This is a genomic window from Marinobacter sediminum, from assembly GCF_016820575.1.
In the GTDB taxonomy this organism is placed as follows: Bacteria; Pseudomonadota; Gammaproteobacteria; order Pseudomonadales; family Oleiphilaceae; genus Marinobacter; species Marinobacter sediminum.
Genome location: NZ_JAEMQH010000001.1, coordinates 760,315 through 785,201 on the forward strand (window position 1 = coordinate 760,315; position 24,887 = coordinate 785,201).

Genomic DNA, 24,887 nt, shown 5'->3' on the forward strand with positions numbered 1-24,887 from the left:
ATAAAAGCCACGGCCACGAAGGCCGCAAAGAGACGAGGTTGCCATGAGCCACAACACCAAGATTGCCATCATCGGTACCGGCTTTTCCGGTTTGGGTATGGGCATCAAACTCAAAGAAGCCGGCTACCACGATTTCGTGATTCTGGAGCAGAGCGACGACATTGGTGGCACCTGGCACGAGAACCATTACCCGGGCTGCGCCTGCGACGTGCAGTCGGCGCTGTATTCGTTTTCGTTCGAGCAGAACCCGAACTGGAGCCGGCGATTTGCCCAGCAGCCGGAAATTCAGGCCTACCTGAAACACTGCGCAGAAAAATACGGCCTGATGAAGCACATTCGTCTGAAAACCCATGTGACTGGCGCCCGATACGATGAGGCGCGGGCCAACTGGACGGTGGATACCTGTGACAGCTCCAAACTCTGGGCGTTCATGCAGGAGCGGGGGGTGAAACCGGGTGACGCGCTGGATCGAAGCGACGAGGCGTTGCCCGAGTTCCAAAGCTTCAGGGCGGACATCGTGGTGTCCGGCATGGGTGGTCTTAGCACACCGGCATATCCCGACATCAAGGGGCTCGAATCCTTCACCGGCAAAAGCTTTCACTCCCAGGATTGGGACCATGATTACGATCTCCGTGGCAAGCGGGTAGCCGTGGTTGGCACCGGTGCCTCCGCGATCCAGTTTGTACCGGAAGTGGCCAAGCGCGCGGCCCGCCTGGACCTTTACCAGCGCACGCCGCCGTGGATTATGCCCAAACCGGACCGGGCCATCAGGTGGTGGGAAAGCGCCTTGTTTCGCCGCCTACCTCAAACACTGAACGCCTACCGTCAGAGCATCTACTGGCTGTTGGAGGGCCGAGTGCTGGGGTTTGTGGGTAACCCGCAGATTTTGAAACTGGGCGAGCTTCAGGCCCGCCGGCACATCCGCAACCAGATTAGCGACCCGGCGCTGCGCAAGAAGGTGACACCAGAGTTTCATTTCGGCTGCAAACGAGTCCTGATTTCCAACAACTACTATCCGGCGCTGACTCGGGACAACGTGAATGTGGTGACCGACGGCATCCGCCGGGTGCAGGGCAACGTTATTGTGGATAACACCGGCCGCGAGCGGGAAGTGGATTGCCTCATTTACGGTACCGGCTTCAAGGCTCAGGACCCGATTCCGGCGGGGATGATCTTCGGGCGTGATGGTCAGGACTTGCTGGATGCCTGGCAAGAGGGCGCGGAAGCCTACAAAGGCAGTGTGATTGCTGGCTTTCCCAATTTCTTCATGCTGATGGGACCCAACACCGGACTTGGGCATAGCTCCATGGTGTATATGATCGAGAGCCAGATCCAGTACGTGTTGGATGCGATCCGTCAAATGGATCACAACGGCTGGAAGAGTGTAGAGGTTAAGGAGCAGGCCCAGAGCCGCTACAACGCCCGTATCCATTCCAAGCTGAGTGGCTCGGTGTGGCACACCGGCTGCCAGAGCTGGTACGTAAACGAAAATGGCAAGAACACCACGCTCTGGCCCGGATTTACCTGGCAGTTCCGACAGCAAACCCGCCGGTTCGATGCCCGGCGGTACCACTGTGAGGCCGTTACCGCGGCAGTCGGCGACGCCGCTGCCGCAACCTGAGCCCGGGCCGGGCGAGGGAGAGGTAAAAGTTCAGGCCGCGGGTTTAAGCTACGAGCGTTCCGCCGTCCACCGCCAGACATTGCCCGGTGATGTGGCGACCGGCCTCAGAGGCCATCAGCACCGCCGCACCCTTGAGGTCTTCCTCGCCGCCAAAGCGGTTCAGCGGAATGCGTTGCAGCATGCTATCGCCTTGGGCCTCGAGCAGGCCCTGGGACATCTTCGAAGGGAAGAAACCGGGGCACAGGGCGTTAACGTTGATGTTGTAGCGGCCCCATTCCGATGCCAGTGCCCGGGTGAAGTTCACCATGGCGCCCTTGCTGGTGTTGTAGGCGATGGTCTGCATGCCTTCCGGGTTGCCGGACAGGCCAGCGATGGAGGCAATGTTGATCACCTTGCCGGTCTTGCGCGGAATCATGCAGCGCTTGCCCACGGTCTGGGTCAGGAAGAAGCTGGCATTCACGTTCAGGTTCATTACTTTCATCCAGCCTTCGGCCGGGTAGTCTTCGGCGGGCGCGCCCCAGGTGGCGCCGGCGTTGTTGACCAGGATATCGATGTCACCCAGTTGTTCGACCACCTGATCGACCACCGCGGGGATGCCCTCGAGGTTACCCAGGTCGGCGGCGATGGTAACCACCTTCACGCCCAGGCCCTCCAGGTGCTCCTTGGCGGCATCCAGTTCGTGCTGCTTGCGGGCACTGATGGCCACGCTGGCGCCCAATTCACCCAGGGCTTCGGCCATCTGCAGGCCCAGGCCACGGGAGCCACCGGTAATAAAGGCGACCTTGCCGGTCAGGTCCAGTAACTGTTTCACACTCATTTTCAGTTCCTTTTCGTTATCCGTTAATCGATGCTGCCGAAATCAGGCGCTGGGGGCCAGCAGGCCGTCGCTGACCTGAGCCAGGTGGTGGTCGGCGTCGCCGAACAGCAAGTTGATCAGGGTCAGGCGCTTGAACAGGTGCGCGGCAAACATCTCGTCGGTGACACCCATGCCGCCGTGCAGCTGCACGCCTTCCTGGCCTACATAGCGAGCGGCCTGGCCGACCAGGGTTTTGGCCATGGACAGGGCTTCGCGGCGCTGCGTGCGCTGGTCCGAGTCGGCTTCGGTGGTGGCCAGGATGGCCATGGATCTGGCCTGTTCGGTCTGGATAAACATATCCGCCGTGCGGTGCTGCAGCACCTGGAATTTGCCGATGGCCACGCCAAACTGCTTGCGGGTCTTGATGTAGTCCAGGGTGGCGGCATTCATGGCTTCCATGGCGCCAACGGCTTCGGCGCACAGGGCGGCAATGCCCAGGTCCACGGCTTTTTCGATGGCCGGGAAGGCGTTATCGAGACGGCCAACCAGCTGGCTGGCATCCACCGCGACGTTGTTGAACTGAATCTCCGCCGTGCGGTGGCCGTCGTGGGTGGCAAAGTCGTTGATGGTTACGCCTTCGGCCGCGGTATCGACGAGAAACAGGGACAGACCCTGTTCATCGCTTCGGGCGCCACTGGTGCGAGCGGAGACAATCAGCTGCTGCGCCTGGCCACCATTGAGGACCGCGGTCTTGGCGCCGCTGATCCGGTATTGGTTGCCGTCCGCCTCGGCCTGGGTGTTGACCTGGCTCAGGTTATAGCGAGCACCGGGTTCGCTGTGGGCGAACGCCAGCAGCCGTTCACCGTTGGCAATGGCCGGTAGAATCTCGGCTTTCTGGGCCTCGCTGCCCTGATCGCGGATCAGGCCGCCGGCCAACACCACGGTGGCCAGATAGGGCTCGACTACCAGGCCGCGGCCGAAGTTTTCCATCACCACCATGGTGTCGACGGCGTTGCCGCCGAGCCCGTCGTAGGCCTCCGGGAAGGTAAAGCTAAGTAGGCCCATTTCGGCCAGCGCTGACCAGGTGGCGGGATCGCTCCCTTTGCCCGACGCGATGACTTCGCTGCGCTTTTCGAATCCGAGTTCGTTGGTCACAAAGCGGCGTAGAGAATCGTTCAGCATTTGCTGTTCTTCGGTCAGATCGAAATTCATAACGCCTCCTTTACAGGCCAAGCACGAGCTGGGCGATAATGTTGCGCTGGATCTCGTTGGAACCGCCGAAGATCGTGAGTTTGCGCATGTTGAAATAGTCGCCGGCGGCGGGTGTGGCATCCGGGGAACCGGCCCGTGGGCCTTGGTAACCCAACTCCAGGGCGTCCGGAATATGGGCAATGGCGTCCTGGCCGGTGGCTTCCATCAGCATCTCGAACAGTCGCTGACCGATCTCGGAGCCGCGGATTTTCAGGATCGAGGCCTGTGGTCCCGGGCCGCGCTTGTCGGTCAGCACCCGTAGCACGGTCAGTTCCAAAGCCCTAAGTTCCGCATCCAGCTGGGCTAGGCGATCACGGAAACGGGTGTTTTCGATCAGTGGCCGCTGGCCGTCCTGTTCTTCCCGGGCCACTTGCTTCAGGCGCTTCATCAGCGCTTTCCACTGGCCGACGTTGGCCAGACCGGTGCGCTCGTGCCCGAGCAGGAATTTGGCGTAGGTCCAGCCCTGATTTTCCTCGCCGATCAGGTTTTCGGCCGGCACTTTGACGTTGTCGAAATAGACTTCGTTAATCTCGTGCTCGCCATCGAGCATGATGATCGGGCGCACTTCGATGCCGGGGTTGTTCATGTCGATCAGCAGGAACGAGATGCCCTGTTGCGGCTTGCCTTCGGTGCTGGTGCGTACCAGGCAGAAGATCCAGTCGGCGTGCTGGCCCAGAGTGGTCCAGGTTTTCTGGCCGTTGACCACGTAGTGATCGCCTTCAAGCTTGGCGCTGGTGCGTAGCGAGGCCAGGTCTGAGCCGGAACCCGGCTCGGAATAGCCCTGGCACCACCAGTCTTCACCACTGAGAATGCCGGGCAGGAAGCGTTCTTTTTGCTCGTCGTTGCCGAAGGTCATGATCACCGGAGCGACCATACGCAGGCCAAAGTCGAGCTGGCGCGGGGCGCCGGCCAGAGCACACTCTTCTTCGAAGATCAGCTGTTCGATCGGGCTCCAGCCCGGGCCGCCGAATTCTTCTGGCCAGGTGGACGCACCCCAGCCTTTGTCGAACAGGATTTTCTGCCAGCGCTGGGTCATGGCCTTGTCGGGGCGCAGGCTTTTCTGGACCCGCTCGCGGATGTCGGCGGGCAGGTTGTCTTGCAGGAACTGGCGGACTTCGCTGCGGAAGGCCTCTTGTTCGAGGGTGTAATTCAGATCCATGTTGCACCTTTCGTCTGGTGTTCAACCTTTTGGGAGGCGTCGGACGATCACTGCCTTTCAAAACACGCTATAAACACGTCCGTGTGTGCTTGGGCTCCGCCATCCATGGCTCCGCACAGTTTTGAAAGGCAGTGACCGTCTGACGTTTCGACTGTTTTCGTGCCTGCCATTGCACACAACTTTGGGCGGCTGGCAGGTAGGGGTGTCCAAAACCGTGCGGAGCCATGGATGGCGGAGCTCGAGCGTCACATGGACGTGCCGAAGGAGCGAGTTTTGGACACCCCTACCTGACAGGCGCTCGCACCGAACGATTCAGGCTAACAATCAGGCCACCTCAAACAGACCAGCAGCACCCATACCAGTGCCCACGCACATGGTGACGACCACGTATTTCACACCGCGACGCTTGCCTTCGATCAGGGCGTGGCCAACCAGGCGCGAGCCGGTGGTGCCGTAAGGGTGGCCGACTGCAATGGCACCGCCGTTGACGTTCAGGCGATCCATCGGGATGCCGAGCTTGCGCTGGCAGTAGAGCACCTGCACCGCGAAGGCTTCGTTCAGTTCCCACAGACCGATGTCATCGACGGTCAGGCCGGCGCGCTTGAGCAGTTTGGGCACTGCGAACACCGGGCCGATGCCCATTTCGTCCGGCTCACAGCCGGCCACGGCGAAGCCGCGGAAGATGCCCAGTGGGGTGGCGCCGCGCTGTTCGGCCACTTTGCTGTCCATCAGTACGCAGGCAGAGGCGCCGTCGGAGAACTGGCTGGCATTGCCGGCGGTGACTACGCCGCCTTCCATGGCCGAGCGAATCTTGCTCACGCCTTCGAGGTTGGTGCCCGGGCGGATGCCTTCGTCCTGGCTGATAGTGACTTCCTGGCTGCTGAGCTGACCGGTGGCCTTGTCAGCCACGCCCATGGTGGTGGTGATGGGTACGATTTCGTCGTCGAACTTACCGTCTTCGCGGGCCTGGGTGGCCAGCTGCTGGCTGCGCACGCCGTACTCGTCCATGTCTTCTTTCTTGATGCCATAGCGCTTGGCCACAGTCTCAGCGGTGTCCAGCATGGACCAGTACAGCTCTGGTTTGTTCTTCGCCAGCCAGGGTTCCATGAAGTAGTTCTGGTTCACGTTGGCCTGTACGGTGGAGATGGACTCCACGCCGCCGGCGACCATGACCGGGACTTTATCCACAGCAATGTGGTGCGCGGCCATGGCGATGGCCTGCAGGCCAGATGAGCAGAAGCGGTTGATGGTGGCGCCGCCAACGGTAACCGGCAGGCCGGCACGGATGGCGCCCATGCGGGCCACGTCGTTGCCGGTGGACCCTTCGGGCAGGGCACAGCCCATCAGTACGTCTTCGATTTCGTTTGGGTCGACCTTGGAGCGCTCAACCGCGTGCTGGATAGCATGACCGGCCAGGGTTGCGCCGTGGGTCATGTTCAGGCCGCCGCGCCAGGATTTGGCCAGGGGCGTACGGGCGGTGGATACGATGACAACATCATTGGACATAACAATTCTCCTAAGCTCGGAGCGGCGGTCTTTCGATTTAGGGATGCGCCGCCCCGGATCAATTCGTGGACCGGTTACTTGGCGTCAAAACCCTTGCCTTCCTCGGCGCGCTTGGCCAGCAGGGCCGCCGGCTCCCAGAAGCCAGGCTGGGTGTGCCGGTCTTCGGTGAAGGCCTGCATGGCGCGAACCACGTTCGGCAGCCCGATTTCCTCGGCGTAATGCATGGGGCCACCGCGGAATACCGGGAAGCCGTAACCGGTCAGATAGACCATGTCGATGTCGGACGCGCGCTGGGCGATGCCTTCGTCCAGAATCTGGGCACCCTCGTTCACCAGGGCATAGACGCAGCGCTCAACGATTTCCTGGTTGCTGATCTTGCGTGGGGTAATGCCGAGCTCGGCGCGAACGTCGTCCACCACCTTGTCCACGTCCGGATCGTGCAGGGCGTTGCGGTTGCCCGGCTCATAACGGTAGAAGCCAGCACCGGTCTTCTGGCCGTAGCGGCCCATTTCACACAGGCGGTCGGCTACGACCATCTTCACCATGTCCGGGTTTTCGGCGTACTGGCGCTTGCGGATGGCCCAGCCGATGTCGCCGCCGGCCAGGTCGGCCATGCGCAGCGGGCCCATGGCAAAGCCGAATTTTTCGATGGCCTTGTCGATCTGTTGCACGCTGGCGCCTTCTTCCAGCATCAGCAGGGCTTCGCGCTGGTATTGGTTGATCATGCGGTTGCCGATAAAGCCGTCGCAGACGCCAGAAACCACCGCGGTCTTCTTGATCGCCTTGGCCAGTTTCATGGCGGTGGCCAGTACGTCCTTGGCGGTTTTTTCACCACGCACCACTTCCAGCAGCTTCATGATGTTGGCCGGGCTGAAGAAGTGCAGGCCAATGACGTCTTCCGGACGCTTGGTGAAGCTGGCGATCTTGTCGAGATCCAGGGTGGAGGTGTTGGAGGCCAGAATGGCACCTTGCTTACAGACCTCGTCCAGCTTCTCAAACACGGACTGTTTCACGCCCATTTCCTCGAACACCGCCTCGATCACCAGGTCCACGTTGCTCAGGTCGTCGTAGGTCAGCGACGGTGTCAGCAGTGCCATCTTCGCCTTGGCGTCGTCCTCGCTCATGCGGCCTTTCTTGACCCGACCTTCGTAGACTTTCTGGATCGCGGCTACGCCCCGATCCAGGCCTTCCTGCTTCATCTCCACCAGGGTGACCGGAATGCCGGCGTTCAGGAAGTTGATGCTGATGCCAGTGCCCATGGTGCCGCCACCGATGACACCCACGGATTTGATGTCACGGATCGGGGTGTCTGATGGCACGTCGGCGATCTTGCTGGTCAGGCGCTCGGAGAAAAACGCGTGACGCAGGGCACGGGATTCCGGCGTTTGCATCAGGTTCAGGAAGGCTTCGCGCTCAACTTGCATGCCCTTGTCGAAGGGCATTGTCACTGCGGCTTTCACCGCATCCACGCACTTCAGCGGGGCCGGGTAGTTCTTGGCCATGGCACCCACGGTGTTGCGGGTGAACATGAAGAAGCCTTCCGGGTTGGGATGCTTGGCTTTCAGGTCGCGTACTTTTTTCAGCGGCAGGTTTTCGCTCACCACCTTGGTGGCGTAAGCAACAGCGGCGTCGAACAGTTCGCTGTCGACGATTTCGTCAAACAGTGGGCTGCCCTTGAACTGCTTGGCCGGCACAACGCTGCCGGAGACGATCATATTCACGGCATGCTCGGCGCCGATCAGGCGCGGCAGACGTTGGGTGCCACCGGCGCCCGGCAGCAGGCCGAGTTTCACTTCCGGCAGGGCAATCTGGGCGTCCGGCTTGGCAATGCGGTAGTGGCAACCCAGCGCCAATTCCAGGCCACCGCCCATGCAGGCACCGCTGATGGCGGCGATCACCGGCTTGCGGCTGCTTTCCACATAGTTGATGACGGTGTTGAGGTTCGGCTCGGCCGTGGCCTTGTCGGAGCCAAACTCACTGATGTCGGCACCGCCGGAGAAGGCGCGGTCGGAGCCGATCAACACTACGGCTTTCACGGCGTCGTCGGATTCCGCCTTACGTATGCCATTCACAATGCCCTGGCGCAGTGCCAGGCCCAGGCCGTTTACCGGCGGATTATCGAGTCGGATGACGGCGACATTGCCGTGCACATCAAAATGGGCGGTACTCATGTGGCAGCTCCCTGGTACAGACATCGTTGTGATTAAAGGCGATCGAACGTAACTGACGGTGATCGGTGGTGTAGGAAGTGATGTCTTGAAAACTCCATACACTGGTGTATTGTTTTTCCGTACACTAATGTATGTTTTGACATTGGTCAACGGTTTCAGAGCTGACGCTTCCGTTGATGTAGAATGCTGATGCAGCCCCAATCCGACCAACAGAGCAGGACCCGATTCCGCAATGAGTGAAGCCAGTACCCCCAAACGCCGCAGCCAAGGCGCGTCGGAGAAAAAACAGCTGACCCGCGACAATTGGCTCGACGCCGCGGCTGGAGAAATCGCCGCCGGTGGTTTTGGTCAGCTGCGGGTACTGACTCTTGCCAAGAAGCTCGGGGTTACCCGGGGCAGCTTCTACTGGCATTTCCGTGACCATGAAGATCTGGTGGTCAGTTTTCTGGACCGTTGGCGCGACCGTCGGTTGCATGAGCTGCAATACTGGGAGCCCAAGGGCGGCGATGTCGAAACCGAGCTCCGGCAGATTCTGGAGCTGTTGCTTACCGATGCCTCTCGCAACATTCGTCGCCTGCAGGTAGAGCTGGCGGTACGGGACTTTGCCCGCCGCAACGAGTACGCCGCGGAGTTGGTAACCCAGGTGGATGCTGCGCGGATCAACCAGAACTGCACTTTGTTCCAACGTCTGAGCAGCGATCCCCAGCACGTTAAGGATCTGTCGCTGCTCATGTACGTGGCCACCATCGGCTCCCAGGTGGTACTGACCGGCAAGAAAGGGGATGAAGCGACCATTCAGCGCATTGAGGACCTGATGGCGCGGGTGGTGCTGGGGCAGCGTGATGAACCTTAACCGCTCGCTGCTGGCGGCACTGGTGCTTGCGACGGCCAGTGGCGTCGCCGTGGCGGAAGAGGCGTGCTCGGCGTCGGCCACCACTGATCTGGAGCGTCTGTATTGCGACGTGGTGGCCGAGGGCGGTGGACAGGGGCTGCCCTCCCAGGCTGACTTTAGGCGCAATGACCCGAAGGTGCAGGCCCTCTTGTTGCAGCGGCCGGCGAAACGGCTGGGCCTGTCGGTGCCGGCGGTGACCGCTGAGCCAGCCCAGTCAAAGCCTGCGCCTGCGTCACTGGCTTCGTCCAAGCCAGTAAAACCTGACTACGAGCAGGTGCCATCCGAAGCTCCACCCACGCGGTTCGGCCAATTGGCGGACTGTGCCCTAAAGGGCGAACGCATTGTCTGCCCGGACCGTCAGTTTAAGTTGGCGTTGAACCAGCCCAACCGTGCTCTGGCACCGAGTGTGCTGGAGGATGAGAACCGCCTGCGCCTGCGCCCGTTCGAGGGCGATCGGAGCGATGAACAACAGGTTCTGGCTTATCTTTCCAGCGCCTACGACCGCTATATCCCGAAAATGCTGGCCATTGGCCTCGGGGCCAACACCATGAGCTTTACCGCTTTTCACAACGCCTTCCACACCCTGGAGGATGGCGGCGTCGATTTTGCCGAGCGCATGGAGCGAACTTATCAGTTGCTGAAACAGGACAAGCTGAACCTGGCGGTGCAGGCTCGTTACCATGACCGGCTGCCGGAGAATCTGGCGTTGTGCGAGGTGATCAATCCCGAGATCATCGTGTGTGACAACGTGGCGACCAACTGGGTCTTTGTCAGTCGCACCCAATGAGGGTGGTCTAAACTCCTGGCAGTCTGGCAGTCTGGCGACAGGGCTGGATACGTTCACTTCCTTACGGCAAAAAACACTGAGAGTCTCTAGACTTAGCGTCCTTCATCAACCGTCGGAATGCTCGGAATGCTCGAAACCTTTTTCTCCACCTTCATCAGCAGCACGATTCGCTTTTTGTTCCTGCTGGCGCCGTTTTTCGTGGTCACCATGTTTCTTGCGCTTACCCGGGGCCTGCCGGCGGCGGAAAAGGTGTCGATCATCCGGCGCGCCTGCATTTCGGCGTTTGTGCTGGGCCTGGTGCTGTTCTTTGCCGGCCCGCTGTTGTTCAGCGCCGTGGGCATCACACTGAACTCGTTCCGGATCGGTGCCGGCAGCCTGCTGTTCCTGACGGCCATCAGCCTGGTCACCAGTGGTACCCGTAATCACGCCACCGGCCTCCCGGAAGAAGACCGCGACGATATCGCGGTGGTGCCGCTGGCCATTCCGGTAATGATCGGCCCGGCTACTATTGGTGCGATCCTGGTTTATGGTGCCGAACTCAAGACCGCGCCGGAAGTGATCGGCGGGCTGTTGGGGCTGGTGTCGAGTCTGTTTATCCTGGGCGTGCTGTTGCGCCTGTCCGGGTATCTGGAGAAGGGGCTTGGGAAAACCGGCCTGAATATCCTGTCCAAGATCAGCGGTCTGATCCTGTCGGCCATGGCGGCCGAGATTGTGTTGACCGGTATTGCTGGTTTCATGGCCTCCACTTAGGATAACCGGGCATCCTCTGTCTCAGGCCCGAGTGAGTCGTATGTCGTTTAACACCATTGAACACAACCGGACACGCCAGAACTTCGACGGCGTATCCTCCGTCTGGCTCTTCGGCTATGGGTCGTTGATCTACAAGGTGGATTTTCCGTTCCTGGAGAGGCGTCCCGCCAGCATCCGGGGCTGGGAGCGCCGGTTCTGGCAGGGTTCCCACGATCATCGGGGGACGCCGGAAGCGCCCGGGCGGGTGGTTACTCTGATCGAGAGCCCGGGTGCCCGCTGCAAGGGCATGGCTTACCGGGTATCACCCAAGGTGTTTGAGCATCTGGATGTGCGGGAAAAGAACGGCTATCTCCGGTTCGCCACCACCATGACCTTTGACGACGGCAGCCACGGTGAAGGCCTGGTGTACATTGCCACCGAAGACAATGATGCTTTTCTCGGACATGCCCCGGATGCCGACATCGCCCGGCAGATTGCCGGTGCTACCGGCCCCAGCGGCGCTAACTCCGAGTACCTGCTGCGCCTGGCCGACTCCCTGCGCAAACTGGGCGCGGATTGCCCGCATACCTTTGCCATCGAACAGCATCTCCGCTCTGCCACCGAGCATCATTCCCGATAAGCACCACACTCGAAAAACACGGCACCCGATAAGCCCCTGGCGCGGCATTGCCCGCGCCAGGGGTTGTCATGATTATTGGTTGCCCTCAGCTGCCCACTGAACCTTGCCACCGTTGAAGCCCCGCGGTGGCTCCCGGCGACGGTGCTGCAAGCCAATCAGGATCAGCGGCACCACGATCATCAGGCTACCGGCCAGGAACCACAGGTCCGGCACTTCGCCAAACCCGATCCAGCCAATGCCCACCGCCCAGATCAGGCCAGTGTATTCGGCGCTGGTGACCTGGTTGGCATCCACCTGGCGGTACGCCAGCAGTACTGTGATGTTGTAACCCAGTATGAACAGGGCTGAACCCAGGGCGCTAATCAGGATGCTTGGGTCCCAGCTGGCACCTTCCCACCAGGCCAGGGCGCCAGCGGCCGGCAGGATCAGCAGGTAGTTGAGAAACAGTTTGTGTACGGTGGACTGGGCTTTGGGCAGCTGGCGCACCATGACGGCGTTGATCGCCAGCGCAAAGGCGGAGGCCAGGGCGGCAATGACGGCCCAGTTAAAGTCCATCGGGCGCAGGATCACGATTATGCCAATGAAGCCACTGAATACCGCAGTCACGCTCAGTGGTGTCAGCCGTTCCCGGAACAGAATCACCGACAGCACCATCACCAGGATGGGCGCGGCGTAGAACACGGCGTTGGCAGTGGCCAGCGGCAGATTGCCCAGGGCAATCACCATGCACAGGATGCCGGCCAGGTGAATGTGAGCCCGAAACGCATGGATCTTGAAGCCGGCAAACAGGTGCTTGCGATTGAGCTGACCGGCCAGGGGTAGCAGCAATACCAGCGTGATCAGGCAGCGCAGGAAGGCAAACTGGAAGACCGGGGCGCCGGGTTCCAGTAACTTGATGAAGACATCGGAGATCAACGCCATGGCGTTGCCGATCACCAGCAAAAGAATGGCACTGTTGACGGTTTTGCCTGACATTTTGTTCCTCCCTTGTCTTCTGGTTGGTTGCTAAAGCCCGGAGAGGATAGGGCTCCCGAAAACCGCTGCGAGTACATCCATGTACGCTTGCTCTACGCCATCCATGGCTACGAGCATTTTCGGCAGCCCTATCCTCTCCGCGCTTCCTGAACTGGTGATGGGAGTCTATTTAAGTTTAAATATCCGATAAAATGATGTTTATTCACCACTCATTAGAAAATTAGATAATGAAGCTGCCACCGCTGAAATCATTGCCGGTCTTTGAGGCTGTCGCCCGACTCAATAGCTTTTCGCTGGCTGCCCATGAGCTGGCGGTCAGTCAGAGTGCGGTCAGTCACCAGATAAAACAGCTGGAGACCTATTTGGGAGAGAAGCTGTTCTGGCGCAGCGGCCGAACCCTGACGCTGACCGATGAGGGTCGGCAGTATCTGGAGAGCATCAGTTCGGCACTGCTGCAGATTGAGCGTGCCAGTGAACAGTTACTGGGGCATGAAGAGTCACGGTTGCGACTGTCGGTGTTCAGTTCCTTTGCGGTGCGCTGGTTGGCGCCGCGGCTGCCGGAGCTGCAGCGCACGCACCCGCAGGTGGAGCTGTCGTTGGAAATGAGCAGCGAGAACCCGGTATTGTCGGACCGGGTGGCGGACTGTTTTATCACCATCAAACCGGATTCGCCGGCTTTCAGTTATGAGCTGCTTTACAAGGAGCGGCTGTTCCCGGTGTGCAGTCAGGATTTCTGGCAGCGGATCCGTCGGGAATTGGTGCTGGATGATGTGTCGGGTGATGTGGATTCGGTGTCGTTAACGCCGCAGCAGGTGGCGTTGTTTCCATTGCTGTCTACCCACAGTATCTATGACAAGCAGGGGGGTGACTGGGAAGCCTGGTATCAAGAGGCGGGGCTGACGTTGCCCGCGTCCAGTCGTTTGCTGCATTCAAGTCATATGCTGCTGTCGCTGGAGGCGGCGCGATTTCACCAGGGCATTGCCCTCACCAACGATTACATGCTCAGTACGCGGAAGGATTCGGAAGATTTTGTCCGTCTTCCGTGCCACACGGTGATGACCGGCGATGAATTTTTCTTCGCCTGGAAGACCAGCCGGCGCAGCGAGCGCGGCATACAGTTGTTGCGGCGTTGGTTGGTAAGCGCGGCGATCAGTGGAGGTTTGCGCTCCGACTGATCGCGTATCGGTTAATCAGAGATACTGGTAGCGCAGTAACCGGTGCTTGATGCGTTCGAGGATGACCTGGTCTATCACGGCCGCCAACACAGCAATGACCAGTATGTTGGTCATCACCCCGGTCATGTCGGCAATCTCGCCGGAGTAGGCGAGGGATTTGCCCAGGCCGGCGCTGAACCCCACGATCATTTCTGCTGAGATCAGTGCGCGCCAGGCGTTACCGAAGGCCAACTGGGCGCCGGTGATCAGCTCCGGTGTCACCGCCGGGAAATATACCCGTTTGAGCATTTGAAGCCGGGACGCGCCCATGACCCGTGCCGCAGAGATGTGCACCTTCTCGACGCTCTCGGTAGCGTTCATCACGCTCAGGGCCGTCGGGAAGAAGGCGCCAATGGCCACTACCACGATGATGGGCAGGTTGCCGAAGCCCATCAGGATCAGGAACAGGGGCACCCAGGCAATCGAGGGGATCGATTGCAGGATGATGATGGCGGCTTTAAGAGTGCTGCGCACCGCATCCAGGGTGCCACCCACCAGTCCGACTACGGTCCCGAGCAGGATGGCCGAGCCGTAGCCAGCGCCAAGGCGGGTCATGCTATTGCCCAGCCCTTCCCAGAAGGTCGGGCTGTTGAACTCCTCCCACAGGCGCACGAATGCGGCGGGCACGTCCGGCATCAGGAAATCGGGCAGAAACCAGGCTGCCACCTGCCAGAAGAACAGGATGACAGCAATGGCAACGAGGTAGGCGCGCTTGCTGGCCACCCCGGTGGACTGGTTAGTGCTCATGGTTACAGCTCTCGCGCGTTCTGCCAGGACAGATCCAGCAGGGCGTCAACGTTAAACTCCTCGCCCGCTGGCAAGATACCCTGAGCCTGCATGATGCCGGCCAGCTCCTTCATCCGGGCAATGTCCGCCTCGGTCAGCTTGGCACTGAAATCGTTGGTCTGAATGGCCTGGGTGATCACCTCGGTGGCTGGCACCTTGCCCTGGTTGCGTGAAGCCACGAACTCGTCCTTGATGAAGTAGTTGGTGATCATCGGTGCGGCCTCGGCGGGCTGGTTTTCAAGCATGTCGATGGCCTCGCGTTGGGCATCCAATGCAGCCCAGAGCACGTCCTTACGTTTCTCCAGGGTTTCTGCCGAGGTAATCACCACCATGCACGGGAACGGCCAGACTTCGCCAATCTCGTAGATCTGCTTCACCGGCGCGACCAGCTGAGCGATGCGATCGTACGGCTCGAACAGGAACGCCGCGTCAACTCGACCACCGACCAGGGACTGAACGGCAACCGCCGGCGCCACGCCCATGATGTTCAGATCGTTTGGCTGCAGGCCGGCGTTGTCCAGCATGACACCCTTGAGCACGATATCGGCGGTGCTGCCCTGTTTCTGGGAGGCGAGGTTCTTGCCTTTCAGGTCGGCGACCGACTCAATGCCGGAATCCTCACGAACCAGCAAGGAGTGATAGCCGCGCTGGGCACCACCGACGATTTTCAAATCGGCACCGCGGGACGCCCAGGTAAAGGCGTTGGAGAAACCCAGTACACCAATATCGAGTTGGCCGCCTACAATGCCCTTGATCAGGTCGGTGCCTGAACTGAATTCGATCAGCTTAGCGTCCAGACCGTACTTCTCATAGAGCCCTGCCTCGTAGGCAAGCATGGCCTGGGCGTCGTCCATGACCCGGACATAGCCGACCCGGAATTCTTCGGCGGAATGGGCTGGGCTGGCAATGGCCAGGGCCAGGGCCAGAATGGCTGAAATGAACCAGCGGATCATACGGTTTCTCCTTTCTCTACACTGGGTGAAGTGGTTTCGGTGTCGATACCGAGCAAGTTCAGGACGTCGCGACGAATGTCGGCAAACGCGGATAGGTCATGGGTCTTCGGAATGTGGCCCAGGGTGATTTCTTTCAATACGGTGGCCGGGCGGTTGCTGAAGACCAGCACCCGGTCGGCCAGGTACAGCGCCTCGTCGACATCGTGAGTCACCAGCACCACGGTGGGCCGCTCCGCTTCAATCAGATCTTTGAGCACACTTTGCAGGGTCATCCGGGTCAGGGCATCGAGGGCACCGAAAGGTTCGTCCAGCAGCAACACCTGAGGCCGGGCGATAAACGCACGGGCGAGGGCGCAGCGCTGGCGCATGCCGCCAGACACCTGATGTGGGTAATACTCTTCAAACCCGGACAGCTTGACCCGCGCCAGCCACTTGCGGGCTTCCTCCTGGGCGGTCTGCTTGGGCTGATCCTGAAACTCCAGGGCCAGCGCAACGTTTTCAATCAGGGTCATCCACGGGTAAAGGGCATGCTCCTGAAACACCAGAGTCCGTTCCGGTGACGGCTTACTGACGGGTTTGCCATCGGCGGTCAGTGTGCCGGTGGAGGCACTCTGCAGGCCCGCTACCATATGCAGCAGCGTGGATTTGCCGCAGCCAGAGGGGCCAACCAGAGCGACGATTTCACCGGTCTCGATGAGTGTGTCAAATTGTTTAATAACGCTCAGATCACCGAAGGATTTGGTAACCTGTCTGAACTGGAGTTCCATATAACCTGCCGGAATATATTTATATTCTTAAATGGAATAACAAGTGGTCATTTTATAAGTACGTTGAGGACGAAAAAAGTGATTACTGCATCTTTGTCCCATGCTTCTGATTAAGTAGAGGTATTTATGAAGTTTTACGTCACCGCACTGTTACTGGCCGGTGCTTTGGGGGCCTCGTCGGCCTTGGCCGAGTCGTCCCATGGCGGTCAGCTGCCTCCGGGCTTGCAGAAAAAAGTTGAGCGTGGGCAGCCGTTGCCTCCGGGGTGGCAGAAAAAGCTGAATTACCGGGAAGGTGATTACTTTGATCGGGAGTTGTTGCGCTACGGACAAGTGCGGGATATTGGCAACAATCGACAGCGGATTGAAATTGAGGACCGGATTTACACGGTGATCAAGGAGACTCGCGAGATTATCGACGTCTTGGATCGATGACGAGCCATTGCTGACCGGGCCATCCACTGACGGGCCCGGTCGGGTTTGTCGTTTATTCCTTGGCAGGCCTTTCCACGACTTTGCGTTTGCCTTTGGCACAGCGGGACAGGGCTTTCAGACCGTCGCCGTCAAAGGCATCCACTCGAATAACGTCGTAGAGCGCGGTTAATGCTTTCTCTAACTGATCGCACTCATCCGCTTTCACCACGCCCTGGGCACAGGCCCAATCGACCAGTTCCTTGCGCTGATGTCCCATCAGCAGGGCAATGCCATCGATTTCGTCTTCGTTCCGATTGCGTACCGCGTCGTGCAACCGCGCACGCATGTCGGCGGTGTCGTGGGCCAACTTGTAGGCGTTCAGTACCCGGCCCAGTGGATCCTCGGGATCCATGGTCACGAAGGCACCCCGGCTGATGCGCTGACGCACCGGAGTATCCTTGACGATGCTTTCGGCAACCTGGGCGCCCAGACGATCATCGGGGCCGTTCAGGCCGGTCGCACCAAGGGGGAACACCAGTAATCGCAGGGGCCAGCGCAGCAGGCGCACCGGGAAGTTGATGATGGCATCGCGCATGGCGGCCTGAAGATCGCGCAGGCAGGTCTGCAGAGACCATTCCACCAGCGGCCGCTGGTCCTCGGGGTAGCCTTCTTCATGCCACTGTTTGATCACGGCGGTGGCGTAGTACAGGTGGGTCAGGCAGTCCGCCATCCGACCGGACAGCCGCTGCCGGGCCTTGAGGCCGCCGCCAACGCTGAGCAGAGTGACGTCGGTCATCAGGGAGAATGCGGCCGAGAACCGGGCCAGTTGCCGATAGCTCGACTGGATTTCGCCTTGCCGCGGCACCGATTCCAGCCAGCCGCGGGACAGTCCGAGCACCAGAGCCCGGAGGGCGTTGCGGGTGGTGTGGGCCAGGTGGCGGTAGAAGATGCCGTCGAACTTCCGGACCGCCTCGTCCTCGTTGTCCATGCCCGCCGCTTCGATTTCCTCAACGATGTAGGGATGGCAGCGAATCGCGCCCTGGCCAAAGATCATCAGGCTACGGGTGAGAATGTTCGCGCCCTCTACCGTGATACCGATGGGCACGGCCTGATAGGCCCGGGCCAGGAAGTTACGGGGCCCGGTGATCACGCCTCGGCCCGCCACCACGTCCATGGCGTGGTTGATGACTTCGCGCATCAGGTCGGTGTTGCGGTATTTCAGCACGGCCGAGGGCACCGAGGGTCGCACTCCGCGGTCGAGCATGCCGGCAGTCAACAGGCGGGCCGCGTCCATCATGTAGGTGTAGCCGGCGATGGGTTCGAGCGCCTCCTGTACACCCTCGAACTGGCTGATGGAACGGCCAAACTGCTCCCGGGTGTAGGCGTAGGAGCCGGTCGCCAGGCTGGCGACCTTGCCGGCGCCGGTGCCGAGGGCCGGCAGGGAGATGGAGCGGCCAATGGACAGGCACTCCAGCAGCATGGTCCAGCCCTTGCCCAGCATGTCCTGGCCACCGATCACCTGGTCCATGGGGATGAAGACTTCAGTGCCCCAGGTTGGCCCGTTCATGAACACGGTGTTCATCGGCAGGTGCCGGGCGCCGGCATTGACGCCCTCGGTGTCACGGGGCACCAGCACACAGGTCACGCCGATATCGTCACTGCCGCCGAGCAGCTTGTCCGGGTCATAGACCTTGATGGCCAGACCAATCAGGGTCGCTACCGGTGCCAGGGTAATGTAACGCTTGTTCCAGGTGACCTTCAGGCCCAGGACTTCTTCGCCGTTCCACTGGCCCTTGCAGACGATGCCTTTGTCGGGGATGGCGCCAGCGTCGGAGCCGGCGACCGGAGAGGTCAGGGCAAAGCAGGGAATTTCCTCGCCCTTGGCCAGTCGCGGCAGGTAATGCTGTTTCTGGTCATCCGTACCGTATTGCATGAGGAGTTCGCCCGGGCCCAACGAGTTGGGCACCATCACGGTGACGGCCGCCGAGACGCTGCGGGTCGAGATTTTCATGACGATCTCGGAGTGGGCCGTGTGGGAGAAGCCCAGGCCGCCATCCTCCTTGGGAATTATCAGGCCGAAAAAGCCCTTTTCCTGAATGAATTTCCACACCTTGTCGGGCAGGTCGTACTGCTCGTGAGTGATCTTCCAGTCGTCCAGCATGGCGCAGAGTTTCTCGACCGGGCCGTCGAGGAACGCCTGTTCTTCACTGGTGAGGTGAGCCGGTCGGGCTTCCAGAAGCTTCTTCCAATCCGGATTGCCGGAGAACAGCTCGCCATCCCAGTCCACCGAGCCGGATTTCAGCGCCTGTGCTTCGGTGTCGGACAGGCTGGGTAGGCGGCTGCGGACCCAGGCCAGAAGCGGACGACTCAGTTTATCGAGACGCAGGTCACCGGGCAGGATCAGAACGAGGGCCAATGCCAGCAACGCGCCCCCGACAATGATGCTCAGCGGATGCCAATGATCTTGAAACAAGCCGATGACGGTCGCGATCGACAGTACGGTCGCGGCAGTGGTGCCACCGATACCCAGATAAATCAGGACCAGCGCGCTGAGAAGCAGGAGCAGAACACTCATGGGTGGATCTCCCTATCATGAATAAATTCAACCGGATCAGTGCCTAACAATCGACCAATCTTGGGAGAGTTGCAAGCGGGTGACTCCGCGCCCTGTAAATATTCATGTCAGCAATGCTAAGAAATGTAAAACCTACACATTGTTTTGAGGTTTGATTGATCTGATTTCTCGGTTTTCGGGAATGAATAGCCTCTCTCAATAAAAACCTGCCCGGAGATCCTATGTTTGGCCCGCTCACTGTCGCAAAACGACTTGCCCTCGGTTTTGGTCTGATTCTGTTCCTGATGATCGCTGTCAGTCTGATCGGTAACCAGCGCGTAGGATTTATCGACCGGACCCTGACCTCCGTCGAGGATGGTGCCGCGGTGAAACAGCGCCACGCCATTAACTTCCGGGGTAGTGTGCACGATCGCGCCATCGCCATCCGGGATGCGGTGCTGGTGGACTCGGACCGGGCGCTGCAGCGCCATCTGGACGACATTGGTCAGCTCAAGGCCTTTTACCGTGACAATGCCCAGGCCATGGACCGGTTGTTCAGCGACGGTGAGCCGTCCAAGACCGAACGCCAGCTGCTGGTGGCCATCAAGGACATTGAGCGCCGCACACTGGCGCTGACTGACGATCTTCTGGAGCAACGGCAAGCCGGAAATATTGAGGGTGCCCAGCGGTTCCTGCTCGACCAGGTCGCGGGCGGCTACACCGAATGGCTGGCCCGGGTGAATGACTTTATCGATTATCAGGAAGACGTCATTGCCGAGGACGTCGAGGCGGTTCGGGCCACGGCAAGTAACTTCAATACGCTGAATTTGATGGTGACCGGCGCTTCGGTTCTGCTCGGCGCGTTTATCGCCTGGGTCATCATTCGACGTCTCCGGCGCACCTTGGGTGCAGAGCCGGAAGAGGTATCCGAGGCCATTCGCCAGCTGTCGGCCGGCGTACTCGATCAGAACATTCAGACCCGTTACCCGAACAGCGTCATGGGAGCGTTGCAAGACACGGTGAAGCAGTTGGCCGGGATCATTCGGGAAGTCCGTTCGGCGGCTGAGGAGTTGTCTACCGCATCCTCGGAGCTGGAATCTACCTCTGACAGCAACAGTCAACAGATCCGGATGCAGGCCAGTGAGGCCGAGCAGATGGCGACGGCGGTCAACCAGATGGCGGCCACGGTCAATGAGGTGTCCGGGTTTGCGGCCAACGCTGCTACGGCCACCCAGAAGGCTGATCAGGAGGTTGAAAGTGGTAACCGGGTGGTTCAGGAGACCGCAACGTCTATTGGTGACCTGGCGGAAACCCTGGAAAAAGCCGCTGAAAGCGTACACCGGGTGTCGTCCGACAGCGCTAATATCGAGAAGATCATTGAGGTAATCAACGCCATCGCCGAACAGACCAACCTGCTGGCGTTGAATGCGGCCATCGAGGCCGCCCGGGCAGGAACTCATGGTCGCGGCTTTGCCGTGGTGGCGGACGAAGTGCGTTCTCTAGCATCGCGTACTCAGGATTCGACCCGTGAAATCCAGGAGATGATCGGCACCCTGCAGGCGGGCGCAACCGCGGCCGCCAATGTCATGGAAAGCAGTCGCCAGTTGGCCGGCTCGACGGTAGAGAAAACCCGGGAGGCGGAAGAGTCCCTGGGCCGTATCCGACGCGAAGTCGGTGCAATCAACGACATGAACGCCCAGATTGCCAGTGCTTCCGAGGAGCAGAGTTCGGTGGCAGAAGAGGTTAACCGCAACATTAGCCGTATTCACGACGGCACGGTGCAAACCTCAGCCGGTTCGGAACAGGTCGCAGGCGCCAGCCGCGACCTGGCGGTGCTGGCTGGTCAGCTGCGGTCCCGGGTCAGCGTGTTCCGCATCAAGGCCTGAATCCGGGCCAGCCGCTCAGATATAGCCCTGGGCGAACACCAAGCCGAGCACGATGGGTATGACTACCAGGCTGCCCAGGTTACTCAGCAACACCAGGGACGCCACTTTGTGGGGTTCCTGGCGGTACTGCTCGGCCACCATGTAGTTCAACACGGCCGGTGGCAGGGCGGCGAACACCCAGAGTGAGGCGACTTGCAGCCCGGGCAGGTCCAGTAACTCGATCATCGGCCAGGCCAGGATCAGGCCGCTGGCAGGGCAGGCGATGGCGCCCAGCATGCCCAGCTTCCAATCACTGAAATCGACATCCAGCATGCGAACGCCCAGGGCGAACAGCATCAGCGGAATACACACACCACCGAGCATGTTCAGGGTCTCCAGCAGCCATTCCGGCAGCGGCACGCCACCGAGATTGACCGCGAGCCCGGCAATACTGGCAAACACGATGGGCAATTTCAGGCGCTGGACGATGGAGGTGTGCGGGTCGAGCATGTACAGCCCGACCGAGAAGTGCAGCAGCATTTCGACAATGAACAGCACCACCGCAGCAGGCAGGGCGGCGTCGCCGAAGGCCAGCACCAGCAAAGGAATGCCCATGTTGCCGGAGTTATTGAACATCATCGGCGGCAGGAAGGTCTTCAGGTTCAGTTTCAGTACCTTGGCCACCGGGTAGAGAATAATGCCGGAACCCAGCACCACCACGGTCGCGGCCAGGGCCAGCTGGGCGTACTCCTGCAGTGGCGCCTGCTGGTCCGCCAGCACGGCAAACACCAGCATGGGCACAAACAGCTCCATGTTGAGAATGTTCAGGCCCTGAATATCCGGTGTCCGGTAGCGGCCGTAGAGTGCGCCGCAGCCGGCGATAACGAACACCGGCAGCATGGTGGAAAGGATTTGAGCAATCATCAATGGCTCCGACTAGAAACAGATGTGCTGTCAGGTAAACGGTTAGGTTCGCAAGTATTGAGCGGTTTAGGCAAGCACTATTGGCGCGTGTTCGACCAATAGCCGACTTCTGTCCATATCGCCGACCGTATTCTCCGTGCACAGTCGTCCTCGGTTGCGGTGGCCGTGCCCTGGCTCCACAATACCGGCAAACATAGCCCATGTTTCCGTCAGTCAGGAGTGATTTGTGACCAGTCCATTCGACCAGCCTGTTGCCCGCGACCACACCTGTTCGGTGAAATTCGATGCCCGCAAGGCGGTGTTTGGACGCGAGGAGGTGATTCCAGTGTGGGTGGCGGACATGGATTTCGCCGCGCCGGAAGCCGTGACCCAGGCCCTGGTGGCTCGAGCCCAGCATCCGGTCTACGGCTATACCCTGTTCCCGGACAGCCTTTTTCAGTCCATGATCGATTGGTTCCAGAGCCGTCATGGTTGGGCCATTGAGCGCGACTGGATCCTGATGGCACCCGGAGTTGTGCCGTCGCTGCACGCGGCTTGTCTCGCCTATTCGGAGCCCGGCCAGGGGGTGATCATTCAGCCGCCGGTGTACCCGCCGTTTTTCAGCTCAATAAGGCAGTGCGATCGGACGGTTATTGAGAACCCGCTGATTCTGGAATCGGATTCGGATCAGGGCCCGGGCCGCTATCGGATGGATCTGGAACATCTGGAGCAGTGCGCGGCGCGAGCCGATGCCCGGATACTGATGTTGTGCTCGCCCCACAATCCGGTCGGCCGGGTCTGGACTGAGGACGAGCTGCGTGCGGTGCTGGCGATCGCACGCAAGCACAACCTGGTGGTGCTGTCCGATGAAATCCACTGTGACCTGACCTTCGAAGACGGCCCCCGGCATACTATGCTGGCGACCCTGGCCGAGCCGGACGACGCCGTGGTGACCACCGTCGCCCCGAGCAAGAGCTTCAACATGCCGGGCCTGGGCCTCTCGGCCGTGGTCATTCCCGATGCCGAACGCCGCAAGGCCCTGAAAACCGTGTTCCAGACCATGCACATGCCCCAGTGCAATCCGTTCAGCGTGGCCGGCTTTGAAGCCGGATATCGTGATGGCGGGCCCTGGCTGGATGAGCTTCTGGTCTATTTGCGTGGCAACCGGGATTACGTGGTTGAGGCGGTGAATCGCCGGCTGAGCGGTATTCAGGTCTCGGCCCCGGAGGCCACCTACCTGATGTGGCTGGACTGCCGCGCGCTGGGGTTGACCGACGCCGAATTGAAGCGGTTCTTCGTGCAGGAAGCGGGCGTGGGCATGAATCCGGGAATTACTTTCGGTGAGCCGGGATCCGGATTCATGCGGTTGAACATTGGCTGCTCCCGGTCGGTACTGAGCGAGGTACTGGGCCGGATAGAAAACGCCTTGGCAGCCAGGTCCTGAGCTAGTTATCCAGCTGCAGGGAGCAATGCTCCTCAACCGGGCGCCAATGGGGCGGCTCTTTCATGCCAGGCATATCACCGTTGGTGGGGCGAATCGCCTCCCACACCATGCCGCCATGGGTTGTCAGGCTGCCAACGATGTAGCTCTCGGCGAATCGCCATTGCTCCGGACGCTGGCACAGGTTGGGGTTGGTGTTCCCGGTGCCGGCAGTGCCCTTGGTCTTGGTGCGGGGTTTCTCCGCCGCCTGCTGTTTTTTGGTTTGGGCGCTGTCGCATTCGGGTGCGGTCTTCAGTTCCTTCCAGTCGAAACTGATTCCCGGCTCCTTGCCTTCGTTAATCTGGCGGGCCTGGTACCACTGGCCGTCGTGAAACACCGCGGCTCCTGCGGTGTAGTAACGGGTAGGCTGCCAGCCAGAGGCCTCAGGTTCGCAGGGTGCGGCCTGCGTCGCAGAGCCCCATCCCAGGGCCAGCAACAACATCGGTAGTAACATTCGTTGGCTTAACATGAAGATCTCCTTGTTCTAGCCCGGCTTGTGGGGGGCGGCAGTCCGCCCGGCCCGGGTCGCCAGCAGTAATCCCGCAAGAATAAGCAGTCCGCCGGCAACATGGAACAGGCCAAGCGATTCGTTGAGAAAAATACCCGCCAGGATGGACGCAAACACCGGGGTCAGGTACATGAAAATGGCCGCCCTCGGGGGGCCTACCGTGTGTACTCCATGATTCCAGAAGGCGTAGGCCAGGATGCCCGGGAACACGGCGAAGTAGAGCAGGGGCAGTGCAGTCTTGCCGGTCAGCTGGAAACCGCCGGAGAACACCAGCAAATCGGTCAGGTAGAAGGGCAGGATTACCAACGCCCCCAGCAGGATCTGGGTTGTCAGGAAGGTCAGCGGCGGCAGCGGTACTGCTTGGCGGCGCAGCAGCACCGAGAACAAGCCCCAGGAAAATACCGCGGCGACCATGATCAGGTCACCGGGCTGAGCCTGCAGTCCGGTCAGCACCGCAAGCTCTCCGCGGGCTACTACGGTCAGGATGCCGAATACCGCCAGAGCGATGCCGAGGGCTTGCAGCGGCCGGGTTCGATCGCCCAATAGCAGCCAGGACATCAGCGCGACAAAGATCGGGATGGTGGCGTTGATCAGGGCGATGTTGGTCGCGGTGGTACTGGTAGCAGCCAGGTACAGCAGAGAGTTAAAGGCACCGACACTAAAGGTGGCTAGCGCCAGCATGGAGCCCAGCCGCTGGCGGATGATCTGGCGGTGGCGCCAGATGCCGGGCAGTCCGAATGGCAGCAGGATGGCCAGCGCGATGACCCAGCGCCAGAACGCCATCGACAACGGCGGAATGCTTTCCACCGTGCCCCGGGCAACCACGGCGTTGCCGGCCCAGAACAGGGGCGTGAGAACCAGCCCGGCATAAGCCAGGCCGGGCGTTTTAAGCAGAGATTCGGCGCTTTCTGAAGACACT

The 24,887-nt window shown here is 60.4% G+C and carries 22 protein-coding genes; 9 read left to right on the forward strand and 13 right to left on the reverse strand.

Annotated features, from left to right (window positions below; genetic code table 11):
• The first annotated feature begins 43 nt into the window (after positions 1-43).
• Positions 44-1,621 carry a flavin-containing monooxygenase gene (locus FGO67_RS03350; protein ID WP_203299300.1) on the forward strand — a complete coding sequence of 526 codons (1,578 nt, stop codon included), beginning with the start codon at positions 44-46 and terminating at the stop codon, positions 1,619-1,621.
• 43 nt (positions 1,622-1,664) lie between these two features.
• On the opposite strand, the gene FGO67_RS03355 is transcribed toward FGO67_RS03350, so the two are convergent.
• The 5 genes from FGO67_RS03355 to FGO67_RS03375 form a co-directional block, all read right to left on the reverse strand.
• On the reverse strand, positions 1,665-2,438 hold the full coding sequence (locus FGO67_RS03355; protein ID WP_203299301.1) for an SDR family oxidoreductase: 774 nt from the start codon (positions 2,436-2,438) through the stop codon (positions 1,665-1,667).
• A gap of 42 nt (positions 2,439-2,480) precedes the next feature.
• Positions 2,481-3,629: an acyl-CoA dehydrogenase family protein gene (locus FGO67_RS03360; protein ID WP_203299302.1), complete on the reverse strand. Its 1,149-nt coding sequence runs from the start codon at positions 3,627-3,629 to the stop codon at positions 2,481-2,483.
• 10 nt (positions 3,630-3,639) lie between these two features.
• Positions 3,640-4,827 (reverse strand): acyl-CoA dehydrogenase family protein, encoded by a 1,188-nt coding sequence (locus FGO67_RS03365; RefSeq protein ID WP_203299303.1) that lies wholly within the window; start codon positions 4,825-4,827, stop codon positions 3,640-3,642.
• Between the two features lie 324 nt (positions 4,828-5,151).
• The gene (locus FGO67_RS03370) at positions 5,152-6,333 is read right to left on the reverse strand and encodes an acetyl-CoA C-acyltransferase (protein WP_203299304.1); all 1,182 of its coding nucleotides are present in this window, start codon (positions 6,331-6,333) and stop codon (positions 5,152-5,154) included.
• A 74-nt stretch (positions 6,334-6,407) separates the two neighbouring features.
• Positions 6,408-8,504: a 3-hydroxyacyl-CoA dehydrogenase NAD-binding domain-containing protein gene (locus FGO67_RS03375; RefSeq protein ID WP_203299305.1), complete on the reverse strand. Its 2,097-nt coding sequence runs from the start codon at positions 8,502-8,504 to the stop codon at positions 6,408-6,410.
• 232 nt (positions 8,505-8,736) lie between these two features.
• On the opposite strand from FGO67_RS03375, the gene FGO67_RS03380 reads away from it, so the two are divergent.
• The 4 genes from FGO67_RS03380 (at position 8,737) to FGO67_RS03395 (ending at position 11,552) form a co-directional block, all read left to right on the forward strand.
• Positions 8,737-9,357 carry a TetR/AcrR family transcriptional regulator gene (locus FGO67_RS03380; RefSeq protein ID WP_203299306.1) on the forward strand — a complete coding sequence of 207 codons (621 nt, stop codon included), beginning with the start codon at positions 8,737-8,739 and terminating at the stop codon, positions 9,355-9,357.
• Positions 9,347-10,183: a hypothetical protein gene (locus tag FGO67_RS03385; protein WP_238942149.1), complete on the forward strand. Its 837-nt coding sequence runs from the start codon at positions 9,347-9,349 to the stop codon at positions 10,181-10,183. Before FGO67_RS03380 ends, FGO67_RS03385 begins: the two co-directional genes overlap by 11 nt.
• A 126-nt stretch (positions 10,184-10,309) precedes the next feature.
• Positions 10,310-10,933 carry a MarC family protein gene (locus FGO67_RS03390; protein ID WP_203299307.1) on the forward strand — a complete coding sequence of 208 codons (624 nt, stop codon included), beginning with the start codon at positions 10,310-10,312 and terminating at the stop codon, positions 10,931-10,933.
• A gap of 40 nt (positions 10,934-10,973) precedes the next feature.
• The gene (locus FGO67_RS03395) at positions 10,974-11,552 is read left to right on the forward strand and encodes a gamma-glutamylcyclotransferase (RefSeq protein ID WP_203299308.1); all 579 of its coding nucleotides are present in this window, start codon (positions 10,974-10,976) and stop codon (positions 11,550-11,552) included.
• Between the two features lie 72 nt (positions 11,553-11,624).
• On the opposite strand, the gene FGO67_RS03400 is transcribed toward FGO67_RS03395, so the two are convergent.
• Positions 11,625-12,527: a DMT family transporter gene (locus tag FGO67_RS03400; RefSeq protein ID WP_203299309.1), complete on the reverse strand. Its 903-nt coding sequence runs from the start codon at positions 12,525-12,527 to the stop codon at positions 11,625-11,627.
• Between the two features lie 227 nt (positions 12,528-12,754).
• Here FGO67_RS03400 and FGO67_RS03405 point away from each other — a divergent pair, with 227 nt between their 5' ends.
• Positions 12,755-13,702 carry a LysR family transcriptional regulator gene (locus FGO67_RS03405; RefSeq protein ID WP_203299310.1) on the forward strand — a complete coding sequence of 316 codons (948 nt, stop codon included), beginning with the start codon at positions 12,755-12,757 and terminating at the stop codon, positions 13,700-13,702.
• 15 nt (positions 13,703-13,717) lie between these two features.
• On the opposite strand, the gene FGO67_RS03410 is transcribed toward FGO67_RS03405, so the two are convergent.
• The 3 genes from FGO67_RS03410 to FGO67_RS03420 are packed head-to-tail and all read right to left on the reverse strand — an operon-like array spanning position 13,718 to position 16,247.
• Positions 13,718-14,488, reverse strand: coding sequence for an ABC transporter permease (locus tag FGO67_RS03410; RefSeq protein WP_203299311.1), 771 nt, complete (start codon positions 14,486-14,488; stop codon positions 13,718-13,720).
• Between the two features lie 2 nt (positions 14,489-14,490).
• Complete coding sequence (locus FGO67_RS03415; RefSeq protein ID WP_203299312.1) at positions 14,491-15,480, reverse strand: ABC transporter substrate-binding protein; 990 nt, start codon at positions 15,478-15,480, stop codon at positions 14,491-14,493.
• Positions 15,477-16,247 carry an ABC transporter ATP-binding protein gene (locus FGO67_RS03420; RefSeq protein ID WP_203299313.1) on the reverse strand — a complete coding sequence of 257 codons (771 nt, stop codon included), beginning with the start codon at positions 16,245-16,247 and terminating at the stop codon, positions 15,477-15,479. Before FGO67_RS03420 ends, FGO67_RS03415 begins: the two co-directional genes overlap by 4 nt.
• Positions 16,248-16,373: 126 nt before the next feature.
• Here FGO67_RS03420 and FGO67_RS03425 point away from each other — a divergent pair, with 126 nt between their 5' ends.
• Entirely contained in the window at positions 16,374-16,679 is a 306-nt protein-coding gene (locus tag FGO67_RS03425; RefSeq protein WP_203299314.1) for a hypothetical protein, read from the forward strand.
• A gap of 52 nt (positions 16,680-16,731) precedes the next feature.
• Here the strand turns inward: FGO67_RS03425 and FGO67_RS03430 are convergent, their stop codons facing one another.
• Positions 16,732-19,233, reverse strand: a complete 2,502-nt coding sequence (locus FGO67_RS03430) for an acyl-CoA dehydrogenase (protein WP_203299315.1) — start codon at positions 19,231-19,233, stop codon at positions 16,732-16,734.
• Between the two features lie 221 nt (positions 19,234-19,454).
• Between FGO67_RS03430 and FGO67_RS03435 the strand changes: the two genes are divergently transcribed.
• A complete protein-coding gene (locus tag FGO67_RS03435; protein WP_203299316.1) occupies positions 19,455-21,098 on the forward strand; it encodes a methyl-accepting chemotaxis protein in 1,644 nt (547 codons plus the stop codon).
• A 15-nt stretch (positions 21,099-21,113) separates the two neighbouring features.
• Here the strand turns inward: FGO67_RS03435 and FGO67_RS03440 are convergent, their stop codons facing one another.
• A complete protein-coding gene (locus FGO67_RS03440; RefSeq protein WP_138438325.1) occupies positions 21,114-22,001 on the reverse strand; it encodes an AEC family transporter in 888 nt (295 codons plus the stop codon).
• A 226-nt stretch (positions 22,002-22,227) separates the two neighbouring features.
• On the opposite strand from FGO67_RS03440, the gene FGO67_RS03445 reads away from it, so the two are divergent.
• A complete protein-coding gene (locus FGO67_RS03445; RefSeq protein WP_203299317.1) occupies positions 22,228-23,424 on the forward strand; it encodes a MalY/PatB family protein in 1,197 nt (398 codons plus the stop codon).
• A 1-nt stretch (position 23,425) separates the two neighbouring features.
• On the opposite strand, the gene FGO67_RS03450 is transcribed toward FGO67_RS03445, so the two are convergent.
• Together FGO67_RS03450 and FGO67_RS03455 are read right to left on the reverse strand one after the other, a co-directional pair.
• Positions 23,426-23,929 carry a carbohydrate-binding protein gene (locus FGO67_RS03450; protein ID WP_203299318.1) on the reverse strand — a complete coding sequence of 168 codons (504 nt, stop codon included), beginning with the start codon at positions 23,927-23,929 and terminating at the stop codon, positions 23,426-23,428.
• A 15-nt stretch (positions 23,930-23,944) separates the two neighbouring features.
• Positions 23,945-24,886 carry an EamA family transporter gene (locus tag FGO67_RS03455; protein WP_203299319.1) on the reverse strand — a complete coding sequence of 314 codons (942 nt, stop codon included), beginning with the start codon at positions 24,884-24,886 and terminating at the stop codon, positions 23,945-23,947.
• Position 24,887 lies beyond the last annotated feature (1 nt).